This is a genomic window from Microbacterium sp. SORGH_AS_1204 (assembly GCF_030818935.1).
In the GTDB taxonomy this organism is placed as follows: Bacteria; Actinomycetota; Actinomycetes; order Actinomycetales; family Microbacteriaceae; genus Microbacterium.
Genome location: NZ_JAUTBD010000001.1, coordinates 1 through 11,695 on the forward strand (window position 1 = coordinate 1; position 11,695 = coordinate 11,695).

Annotated in this window: 4 protein-coding genes; 1 reads left to right on the forward strand and 3 read right to left on the reverse strand. The window is 71.1% G+C overall.

All coding sequences use genetic code 11. The annotated features are described in order from the left end of the window. On the forward strand, positions 1–990 hold a 990-nt coding region (locus tag QE410_RS00005; RefSeq protein ID WP_307326446.1), incomplete at its 5' end, for an L-arabinose isomerase. A 712-nt stretch (positions 991–1,702) separates the two neighbouring features. Here QE410_RS00005 and QE410_RS00010 read toward each other — a convergent pair. From QE410_RS00010 to QE410_RS00020, 3 genes are all read right to left on the reverse strand, one after another. Further along, entirely contained in the window at positions 1,703–4,621 is a 2,919-nt protein-coding gene (locus tag QE410_RS00010; protein WP_307326448.1) for an immunoglobulin-like domain-containing protein, read from the reverse strand. 261 nt (positions 4,622–4,882) lie between these two features. Next, positions 4,883–8,257, reverse strand: a complete 3,375-nt coding sequence (locus QE410_RS00015) for a family 43 glycosylhydrolase (RefSeq protein WP_307326450.1) — start codon at positions 8,255–8,257, stop codon at positions 4,883–4,885. A 36-nt stretch (positions 8,258–8,293) separates the two neighbouring features. Beyond that, positions 8,294–11,611 carry a LamG-like jellyroll fold domain-containing protein gene (locus QE410_RS00020; protein WP_307326452.1) on the reverse strand — a complete coding sequence of 1,106 codons (3,318 nt, stop codon included), beginning with the start codon at positions 11,609–11,611 and terminating at the stop codon, positions 8,294–8,296. Positions 11,612–11,695: the final 84 nt, after the last annotated feature.

The following is an 11,695-nucleotide window of genomic DNA, read 5'->3' on the forward strand; positions in this document are numbered from 1 at the left end:
GCCGCCCGCACCCTCAAGCTCGCCCGCTTCGGCGACAACATGCGCTTCGTCGCGGTCACCGAGGGCGACAAGACCGAGGCCGAGCTGCGTTTCGGCGTGCAGGTCAACACGTGGGGCGTCAACGAACTGGTCGAGGCCGTCGAAGCGGCATCGGATGCCGACATCGATGCGCTCGTGCAGGAGTACGTCGACAGCTACGACGTCGTCGATGAGCTGCTCCCCGGCGGTGCGCGTCACCAGTCGCTGCGCGACGGCGCGGCGATCGAGCTGGGCCTGCGCTCGTTCCTCGAGGAGGGCGGCTTCGGCGCCTTCACCACGTCGTTCGAAGACCTCGGCGCCCTCAAGCAGCTGCCCGGTCTCGCGGTGCAGCGGCTCATGGCCGAGGGCTACGGCTTCGGCGCCGAGGGCGACTGGAAGACGGCGGTCCTCGTGCGCGTCGCGAACGTCATGGGTTCGGGCCTGCCCGGCGGCGCCTCGCTCATGGAGGACTACACCTACGACCTCGTGCCCGGACAGGAGCGCATCCTCGGCGCGCACATGCTCGAGGTCTCTCCCTCGCTCACGACGAAGAAGCCGCGCCTCGAGATCCACGAGCTCGGCATCGGCGGCAAGGACGACCCGGTGCGCCTGGTCTTCACCGCCGACCCCGGTCCCGCCCTCGTCGTCGCGATGAGCGACATGCGCGATCGTTTCCGCCTGACCGCGAACGTCGTCGAGAACGTCGAGGCGCCCGACCTGCCGAAGCTGCCCGTGGGCCGCGCGGTGTGGAAGCCCGCCCCCGACTTCGCCACCTCGGCCGCCTGCTGGCTCGCCGCGGGAGCCGCGCACCACACCGTCATGACGACGGCCGTGGGCATCGAGGTGTTCCGCGACTTCGCCGAGATCGCCAAGACCGAGCTCGTCGTCATCGACGACGACACCACGGTCCGCGGTTTCCAGAGCGAGCTGCGCTGGAACCAGGCCTACTACCGCCTGGCCCAGGGCCTGTAAGAACCCGTCGCCCCGGGCGCCGCACTGCCCCGGGGCGATGCGGCACTCGCGCGTTCCGTTCGCTCGGGACGCGTGCCGTGCGGAGGCGGCAGCCGACGCACGGATCGTGCCCCGGACTCGTGGTGGCGGTGGGCCGCCACAGAGTCTGGGGCACATCTGCGTCCGGGGGCGGGGTTCGCGGCTCGGCCAGTGGTTCGGGGCGGGGTCTGCGGCTCGGGCAGCCGTTTTGGGGCGGGGTCTGCGGCTCGGGCAGCCGTTTGGGGCGGGATTCGCCGTTCGGGGCGCATTTTTCTCGCCCCAAACGGCGGAACTCGCCCCAAACTGCGGGAGGACCTCCGGGTGGAGCGGCGGGGGGCTGCGGCGCAGTGAGAGCGCCTCTCGCCGATGTGGGTTGCAGGGTGCTGCCGTCTCGTCGGGTGGATGCCGTTTCGCGGCGGCGTGGGCGGCTGCGGCGTGCTGAGGCCCGCGGCGCGGGGCGGGCGCTCGGCGCGGGTCGCGAGCCGAGGGGAAGACCCCCGCAGCGGCCCCGGCGAAGGACACAGCCGTCGGCGCCGGGCGCCGCGGCACAGCGCACGACACCGGCACACGCGCGCCGACGCACGGCACCGGCACGCGCGCCGGCACACGACACACGCCGCAAAATGACACAGGCCCCGGTGGAGGGGGATTCCACCGGGGCCTGGGCCGTCACTCGAAGGCGACGGATCGGGGGTCAGCCGCAGGACCTGGCGGCGTAGGCCGCCGTGACCGTCCCCGTCGCCGAACCCTGGGTCACTGCCACCTTCGCCTCGCCGGCCGGAACCGACGCGGAGCGGGTGGCGAAGACCGCGGAGGTGGTGGCGCCCGCGGCGAGGGTCGCGTTCTTCGACCCGTAGGCCGAGGTCATCGCGAGCGAGGCCGAGGCGTCACCCGTGTTGGTCGCCTTGACCGCCAGCTGCACCTTGCCCGCGATGCAGCGGGCCTCGGCCGTGAAGGTCACCTTGACGAGCGAGCGCACGGTGACGGTGGCCTCGACCGGCATGCGCGAGTCGTCCTGCGCGGTGCCCGACACCGTGAAGGTGCCCGGGGTGTTGTACTTCGCGGCATCCACGGCATCCCACTTCACGTCGACCGTCTGCACCGAACCGTCGACCTTGGTCAGGCGGGCCTGGGGCAGCACGGGCGCGGTGCCGGCGTCGGTGGCGACGTCGATGGCATCCACGGTCTTCACCGCGATGTTCGGCGCGTACGCCTCGAGCACCTTCTGGTACTCGGCGCGCGTGACGGGGATCACGGTGCCGTGACGCGGCTTGCCGCCGTCGGCGTTCTGCGGCAGACCCTGACGGAGCTTGCTGCCCAGCGCCTGCCAGCTGCCGGCCTTGTCGAGGTCGTTGGTCCCGAACGGCACGTAGTGGTTGGGTCCGCCGTGGTAGTTGGGCTGGTCGATGAAGAGGAACCAGTCGAGGTCGTTCACGTCGCCCTCATTGGCCGCGAAGATGTTCGCGCCCTCACCGCTGGAGTAGGTGCCACCCGGCTCGCCGTTGGGCAGGCCGCTGGCGACGCGCTCCTCGACGAGGGTCCACTGGTCGGCCGGTCCCGAGGTGCCGGGCAGCGTGCCCGAGATCGTCGCGAGCAGGTCGGTGGACTTCTCGTGGCGGATCGTCATGCTCGCCTCGTCCTTGGTGAAGCGGTGGTAGACACCGTCCTTCTTCGCCACGGTCGAGTCGATGAGGCCCAGGCCGTTGCCGCGACGCACGTCGCTCCACACCTTCGCGTCGGAGAAGGTGACGAAGTCGTCGGTGGTGGCGTACATCATGCGGTTGTAGGTGACACCCGTGCGGTCGGCCACGTTGGTGGTCGGGTAGAGGTTCGACGCCCAGAACACCACGAAGGTGTCGAGCTCCTCGTCCCAGTACGCCTCGGGCGCCCAGGTGTTGCCGGCGAAGTCCGACGACACCTTGACGTGTCGCTGCTCAGACCAGTTGACGAGGTCGTCGGACTCCCAGACCTCGATGTACTTCGAGCCCGAGATCTGCGCTGTGGTGAAGCCGCCGGCGAGTCCCGCGACCTTGAGGTCGGTGGCGATCATGTAGAACTTGTCGCCGTGCGGGGCGCGGATGATGAACGGGTCGCGAAGACCCTCGGTGCCGACGGTGGAGCTAAAGATCGGCTTGCCCTGGTTGAGGGTGTTCCAGCTCAGTGCGTCGTTGCCCTTCGAGGCCGCGATGCTGACGCGCTCGGCGCCGTCGCCCTCGCCGGTGAAGAACGTCCAGAAGTACGCCTCGGTCTCCTGCGATCCTCCCGGCATGGGCTGGATGCGAGCGGTGAAGGTGCGGCTCGAGGTCGCCGAGCCGTTGGTGGCGGTGGCGGTGAGCTCGATGTCGACGGCGGGGGAGCCCGCTGCCGGACGCTTGACCTCGACGGTGCGCGAGTCGTCGCGGACGCCCGCGCGCAGCTCCGCGTTGGCCGCGCCCGCCGGAGCGATCGACCAGGCGATGCTCGAGCCCTCGGCGCCGGTGGTGGGCACCGAGAAGTTGCCGCGGATGTTGTCGAGGTTGCCGATCGACACGGCGGCGAGGTCGCGCGACACCTTCTCGGCGTCGGAGAGCTGCTGCGTGACGAGTACGGGGTAGGTCTGCGTGCGGGTCTCGGAGCCGACGGTGAAGGTCGCGGTGAGGGTCACCGCGGCGTCACCCGCACCGGCGGCCGGACGCGTCACCGTGGCGGTGCCGCCCGTGATGGCGATCGCGGCGTTGTTCGAGGTCCAGCTGACGGTCGCACCGGCGCTGGTGGTGGGAACGGTGAAGTCGGTGAGGGCCGAGGTGGGCACGGTGACGCCGGCGACGGCGCGGTCGAGCGCCTGCGCGCTGTAGAGCGCCTTGACGTCGCTCTCGCTGAGGGCCGAGGCGTAGACGGCGTAGTCGTCGACCAGGCCGTTCCAGCCCGGGTCGTTGTAGGTGGAGCGGCCGAGGTACGACACGAGCGACGACCCGAACGACGAGACGTCGCGCGCGATGGCGTTCTGCGCGATGCGCGTGCCGTTGATGTAGACGCTCAGCTGGCCGGTGGTGCCGCTGATCACCGTCGTGTACAGGCTCAGCCCGGCCGGGGTGCGAGCGCCCGACGTCGCGGCGTTCGTCGCGCCGGGGCCGACCTCGGTGCCCCAGGGGGCGCCCGCGTTGACGGAGTTGGTGACGACCGACTTGACGTAGCCGCTGGGGTTGGCGGGGTTGAGCAGCCAGTAGCCCGACGAGAAGCTCGCGCCCGAGGCGACGGGGGCGCCGATGAAGGCCGCCGCGACGTTGCCGTTGCCCGAGCGCGGCGAGAGCCACGTCGAGATGGTGAGGTCTTTCTTGCCGACGAGGCCCGCGGTGGGGATCTCGAGGTAGGCCGCGGTGCCGCCCGAACCGCCGGGCAGCGACAGGGCGCCGCCCGCGACGGAGCCGCCGCTCTGGCGGAGGGTGGCGGTGTACCCGTTGCCGCTGGAGTCGGTGGTCGTTCCGTCGTCGAAGGAGTAGTGGATGAGCGGCTGCGGCCCGTCGGCCGCGTGGGCGGCCGTGGCGGTCGCGCCCAATCCGGTGAGGGAGACGGCCAGCGCGGCCGTGGTGGCCAGGCCCTTTCTCCACAGGGGCGAACGTGTGCGCGTGCGCATAGGGCGTCCTTGCTCTCGGGTCACGCGATGGAGCGTTCCCGATCCCGGACGGCGACGTCTGGAGCGCCGGGGCACGCGTCTTCGCGGTGTGCTGGTGACCGGTTGTTCGGTCGGAGTGCGCTCATGTTACCGAGAACATTCAGCGCCGACAAGGATCGGCGGGCCCGACGACCCCCGTCATCCGCGAAGCGCAGAACAGGGCTCGAGAACGAAAAGGGTGCGCCCGGACCGCACCGGACGCACCCCTCTTCGCCGACGCTGCTAGCCGCAGCTGCGCGCGGCGTAGTCGGCCGTCACGGCCCCGCCGGAGCCGGCGGCCGTCGCCGTCACCGACCCGGCCGTCAGGGTCGGCGTGCGGGTGGCGAAGGTGACCGACTTCGTCTTGCCCACGGCCAGGCCGGTGACATCCGTGCTGCCGAAGGGGGACGAGACCTTGGCGTCCAGCGCGGCGGTGCCCGTGTTCGTCACCGTCGCGACCAGCGTCGCCTTGCCCGCGATGCACCGGCTCGACGCCGTCAGCTGCACGGTCGGCTTCACGGGTGCGGTGACGGTGACCGTCGCGGTCACCGTACGGTTGGCCGCAGCGAGCCACTCGGCATCCGTCATGTCGAGGATGGGCGTGTCGTCCTGGCGGAAGTAGACCATGCGGATGCCGGAGTCGCGGCTGCCGTTCTGCGTCGCCTTGGCGTGGAAGACGTTGAGCAGGTTGCCGTCGTCGTCGTAGGTGTACGAGTTGTGGCCGGGACCCCAGTTGTTCGCGAAGGCGCCTTCGTAGCTCCAGATCGTGCTGTTGCGGAGGTTCCACGCCGCGGGGTCGAGCAGGTTCGCGCCGGAGGCGGCGGTGAGCAGGCCCACGCCGTACGTCCAGTCGACGCCCGACCCCGAGAAGGTGATCATGACCTTGCCGTCGCGCTGGATGACGAAGGGGCCCTCCACCACCGGGGTGGTGTTGGTCGACCAGCCCTTGTCGGGGAACGCGACCGTCGACCGCTCGCTGGCGAGCTGCCAGCTTCCGGACGCCTTCGTCGTGACCTTCGCGATCTTGAGCACGGCCGGCCCCGTCGAGGGCGCGACCACGCGCTCCGACCACATGACGTAGTCGGTGCCGCCGTCTTCGAAGTGGGTCATGTCGAGCGTGATGCCCTGGCCGTAGGTGGTGAGCGGCTGTCCGGCCTGGTCGACGACGCGCTGCGGGGCCTCCCAGTCGGCGCGCGTCAGCGGGTCACCGCCCGGCTTGAGACGCATCGTGTAGGCCTGCACGCCGGCCCACCAGTTGGCGCTCTCGGCGTTGGCGGCGAACATGATGTACAGGTCGCCGTCGATGACGTGCAGCTCGGGTGCCCACAGCTGCGCGTTGACGCTGTTGCCCGAGAGGCCGGGGCCGAGGATGCGGTTGTCGGCCGCGCTCGAGATCCCGCCGATGGTGTCGGACCGGCGGATGAAGAACTCGTCTTGACCGGCGTCGTCGGTGGCGATGTACAGCCACGTCTTCTGCCCGTTCGGCAGCGTGTAGCGCAACACGTGCGGGTCGGCACGGTTGGCCACGAGCGGGAAGTTGGTGTCGGTGCGCTGCAGCGTTCCGGTGGCCGTATATGTGCCGGGCTTGCTGGTGTCGACCGCCGAGGTGTCCCACGTGACGCCGAAGTCGTGTGTGCCGCCGTCGGAGTAGTCGGCGGTGACCTTCTCGGGCAGTGTCAGCGTGTCGCCGGCGGTGAGGCCGACCGCCTCGGGGGCGCGCACGCCGGTGTTGTGCACGCGTCCGAGCAGATCGGATGCCGAGCGGGCCTCGGCCGCGGTGACCGGGATGGCCGTCGCGTTCTCGGCGTAGGCGACGCCGGTGGTCGCGGAGCGTCCGCCGGGCTGCTGTCCGGCGCCCTGCGCGGTGACGCTCTGGAACGCGGTGGTGGTTCCGGTCAGGGCGGAGCCGGCCGCGCTCGTCCACACCACGCGGTAGGCGTTGACGCGGGCGTCCCATTCGGCCGACACGGCACCGGTCGTGCCCTGACCGGGCAGCGGCAGGAGGCCGCGCTCGGTCCAGGTGACGAGGTCGGGCGAGGTGAACACGAGCGCCCCCGCGGCGTCGGCCGCGCCGGCTGCGTTCGTGCGCCGGGCGATGAGGCCGTACCCCTGGTCGCCTTCGAGACGGAACAGGTAGGGCGACCCGAGGTAGCGGGTCGTGCCGTTGGACTGCTCGGTCATTCCCGTCGAGGTCGCGTAGACGATGCCCGCGCCGCTGTTGAGCGGCGTGTACGTGGTGCCGTCGCTGCTGAGCGCGAGGTGACCGCTTCGGGTGACCTCGGGGTCGTCGCCGCCGCGGGTGTTGCGCGAGGTCGTGTAGGCGGCCAGGCGCGAGGCGCCGGCCTCGGCGATGCGCACCGGGATCTCGGTCGTGGCGGCGTCCGGTCCCGAGCCGACGACGGCCTTGAGAGTGGCGGCGGCGAGACCGGTGGCGGGGGCCGAGGCGATCGCGCCGTTCGCGACCGAGCCGGCGCCCGACACGTGCGACCACGCCACGGGCAGGCCCTGCGCGGTCGTCGGCAGCACATAGCCGTTCTCGAGCACCGATGGCAGCACGAGGGCGGCGGCGGCCTTCGCGGCCTGCTCGGCGGCGCTCGCCGGGGGCAGCACGGTGACGGTGAAGGTGCGGGTGGCGGTCTTGCCGCGCACGGTGGCGGTGGCGGTGAGCGTGACGTCGGTGCGGGTGGCGGGTCGGGTGACCTTGCCGTCCGCGGCGACGATGCCCGAGGGTGACGAGGTCCAGCTCACGCCGCCCGTCGTGGGCAGCGACAGGTCGGTCTCGACGGCCGACAGGTTCTGCGCGTTCGCGCCGGCCAGGTCGATGGATGCCACGACCTCCGACGCCGTGGCGGTGGCATCCGTCGCCGAAGCCGCGGCGATGTCGGTGGCCGACAGGGCCTGGTTGTACACGCGGAACGACGAGACGCCGCCCTGGTAGAGCGAGTCGTCGGTGTAGGCGCTGCGGCCGATGTAGTTCATCGTGTGCGTCGTGAGGTCGCTCAACGCGGTGGTCGAGTCGGTCTTCTGCGCGACGAGGGCACCGTCGATGTAGAGCCTGAGCGTCGAGGTGGCGGCGCCGGCGTTCTTCTCGATGGTGGCCGCCACCGACTGCCAGCGCCCCTCGGCGAGCCTCGTCGACGAGGTGACGGTCTGCTCGCCCGCCCAGTTCGTTTTCGAGATCGCCACGCGGGGCGCGACGGGCTGGATGAAGAACTGGCCCGTCGCGGCGTTGCCGGACCCGCCGATGTTCCACAGGAACTTCGCGCCCGAGAGGGCGGTGGGGCTGGTCTCGATGATGATGGTCGCCGCGCTCTGCCCGGCGAGCAGGCCGTCGGGCAGCTTCACGTGGTTGGCGCCGGTGAACTCCATCGATCCGCCGCGCCACGCGACGCCGCCGACGACCGCGGCGTCGCGGCCGGCGCCGGACGCATCGCGCACGACGGTGCCGCTGGTCTCGGAGAAGTCGTACGAGGCCACGAGCGACGCGGGCTCGGCGGCGCTCGCCGCCGAGACCCCGACGCCGCTGACGACGAGGGCGAAGCCGAGCGCGCTGGAGATCACCCCCGCGCAGCGTCTGCGGAAGGCGCCGCGGGCGGGCGCGCTGGTCTTTCGGTTCACGTCAGTGTCTCCTCTTCGTCGAGATGAGTCGTTCGGTCACTTGCACGAGGTGGCGCGATAGTCGGCGGTCACCGGGGTGGAGGCGCCCTGCACGGTCAGCGTGACGCGGCCCGCGTCGACGGATGCCGCACGGGTGGCGACGGTCTTGGTCACCGACTTGCCGCTCGCGACGCTGCCGGTGCCGACGGTGCCGAAGGCGCTCGACAGGGTCGCGGTGAGCGGTGCGCTCCCGGTGTTGGTGACCGTCGCGAACAGCGACACCTTGCCGGCGACGCAGCGGGTCGTGACGGCCAGCTGCGCGGCCGTCGGGGCGGCCGCCACGACGATGCGCGCGGTCACGGTGCGGTGCGCCGGGGCGACCTCCTGCGCCGCCGTGAGCGAGAGGTCGAGCATGCCGTTGGCGCGGACGTTGACGGCCTTGAACCAGGTGTTGCGGTCGGGGTCGAACAGACCGCCCGCGGCGCTGCCGGTGTGCGGCTCGGGGTACGGACGCGCGTGGTAGGCGAGCACGAGGTTGCCGGCCGGGTCGGTCGCGAAGGAGTTGTGGCCGGGACCGGCCTGGCCCGCGCCGCCGATGCGTCCGTCGGCGGTGTCGGTCGTGGTGAGCACCGGGGAGGGCACCTGCGTCCAGCTCGCGCGGTCCTTCAGGTCGGCGTTCTTCGGGGCACGCAGCATGCCGAGGTCGTAGTACTTGTCGACCGTGCCGCCGGAGTAGGTGAGGTAGATGTAGTCGCCCTGCTCGACCATGAAGGGCGCTTCGACGATGCCCTGGTCGGATCCCTCGTTCGTGTCGGAGGGAGTGGGGGCCTGCTTGCCGTACTCCCACGGCTGGCTGAGCGCGTAGATCTCATTCAGCCCGCCGTCGATCAGCGGCACCGTGCCTTTCGCGCCCATCTTCGCCTTGCCGACCAGCAGTCGGCCGCCGTTGGGCATGACCCAGTAGCCCTGGGTGATGCCGTTCTCCTGACGCTCGAGGTACGACACGTCGAAGGCGGCGCCGTCGAGGATGGTGGGCTCGCCCCAGTTGGCCTGGTCGACGAGTCCGCCGGCTCGCAGGGACTCTTCGGTCCCGATGTAGGGGATGAGCACGGTGTTGTCGCACCAGCCGCCGGTGGGGGCGTAGCCCCGGTTCATGCCGGCGACGATCCACCACTGGCCGTTGATCTTGTGGAACTCCTGGGCCCAGATGTAGCCGCCCCAGCCGTAGAACGTGTTCGGGTACTGGCCCTGCTTGCCTGGGGTGCCGGCGTCGGGATCGATGACGATCTGTTCGGGCGCGTCCTTCAGGCCGGCGATGGTCTTCGCGCGCTTGAGTCCGATCTTGCGGTAGGCGTTGGCGTCGATGAGCTGGCTGTCGGGGGCGTTCGAGGGGATCGAGTAGTGCGAGCCGGTGAGGTACCAGTAGCCGTCGTCCTCATTGAAGAACAGGTGCGGATCGGCCCGTGCGTCGTTGACCATCTGCTCGGCGGTCTGCTGCACCGTACCGGTCACCTCGTACGTGCCGGGCGTGCGCGAGTCGACGGATGCCAGGTCGGCGGCATCCCATGTCACCGGGAGGTTCTTGGTGGAGCCGTCGTTGTAGTCGAGGGTGACGGTGGCGGGGAGGGTGGTGGCATCCACCTTCGCGCCGTTGTCGACCGTGACGTCGCCGATGGCGCGCACCCCGGTGTTGCGGAGGTCGACGTAGTTCTTGTAGAACACGTCGAACTCGGCCTTCGACAGCGAGAACGAGCTCGCCTGCGTCTGTGCGGCGAAGCCGGGCAGGCCCGTGCCGCTCACGCCCAGCGTGCGGGCGTCGGCCTTCGTCGCGGCCGACGGGCTGCTGGTGCCGGTGAGCCCGTCGAGCTGGGCGACGCGGCCCTCGCCGGTGAGGTCGTCGGTCCAGTACGCCTTGTACTTCTGGATCGCGGCGTCGAACTCGATGCGCGGGTTCTTCACGACCGATCCGTCGGAGGCGATCTTGACCGTGCGCTGGTTGCGGAAGGTCGCGCCGTCGGGGGCGTCCCAGACGTAGACGGAGTCGGTGGCGTTGTTCTGCGCCGCGACGGCACCGAGGCTGCCGTCGGCGAAGCGCACCAGGGTGGGGGAGCCGACCTGCGCGTTCGGGTTGGCGGACTGCGAGCCGTTCCACGTCGCGTAGAGGATGGCCTGGGAGCGGTTCAGCGGCTCCCACGCGGTGGCGCCGGACGGGCGGGCCGAGACGTAGAGGGCGTCCGCGCGGCGGTCGTCGTCGTAGGCGAGGGGGTCGTCCTTGACGCCGTTGGTGGTGGTGACCGTTTTGACGTAGGTGGCGATGTCGCCGCCGGCGTCGAGGATCTGCGCCGACGCGGTGACGGGCTGCGCGACGCCGGCGATCGTGGCGGTCAACTCGACCTGGACGGGACCGGATGCCGGGCGCGTGACCTTTCCGTCGGCGGAGACGAGTCCCGCCCCGGCGCCCGTGGCCGACCAGGTCACCGCGTTGCCGAGGACCGATGAGGGCAGATCGCCGGTGATGCGGGAGGGGATGCCGAGGGCGGCGGCCAGATCGCTGGCCGCGGTCGCGAGTCCCAGCTCCGCGGGGGTGAGCGCGCGGTTGTAGATACGCAGGTTGTCGAGCAGGCCCGAGAAGTACTCGCCGCCGCCCCAGTTGGCCTTGCCCAGCTGCAGCACGCCCCCGGAGGCACCGAGGATCTGCGAGAGCGCCGGGCCCGTGGTGTTGGTCGAGACCAGCTTCTTGTCGACGAACAGGCGCGCGGTGGCGCCGGAGATGACGAGGTCGACGTGCTTCCACGCCGCGTTGGCGGCGGTGGAGGCGAGGTTGCCGGCGCTGTCACGGCTGCCGGCGTTGTCGTAGCGCTCGACGATGATGCCGCTGGTGCGGTCGAGGAAGCCGAGGTAGTGCTCCTGCGCGTAGGCCTGCGTCGCGGCGCTGCGCGCGGCGAAGACCGTCCACCCGGTGTTGGCGGTGGAGTCGGGCTTGCTGTCGTACGAGATGGTGACGTCGTCGAGTCCGGCCAGCAGCGGCGAGCCGTTGGTCTTGGCCACGTTCAGCCAGAAGCCGCTGCCGAGCTGCGCCGCGTTGCCGCTGACGCCCGGCACGAGCCCGGCCGTGCCCTGCGTCGTGGCCGTGGCGCCGGCGCCGGTGAAGCTGGTCGTGCCGCTGTCGAACGTGAAGTCGGCGATGAGCGCGTCGTCGGCCCCGGCCGCGTGGGCGGCGCCGGGGGTCAGCAGACTCGCGCACAGCGCGGCCGCGGTGAGGGCGCTCCACGCGGTCGCCGCTCGGCGGCGGGTCTTCGCGGAGTCGGGCGAGGTCGTGAACGGCGTCTCGGCGGGGGCGAGGCGCGTCGAAGGGGCTGCGAAAGGCAGGCGCATGAACCACTCTCCATCGGGTCACCGGCCTCCATTGGCGCAGTGTTATCGCTCACATTATCCGCGCGAATCGGTCTGTGCCAAGAG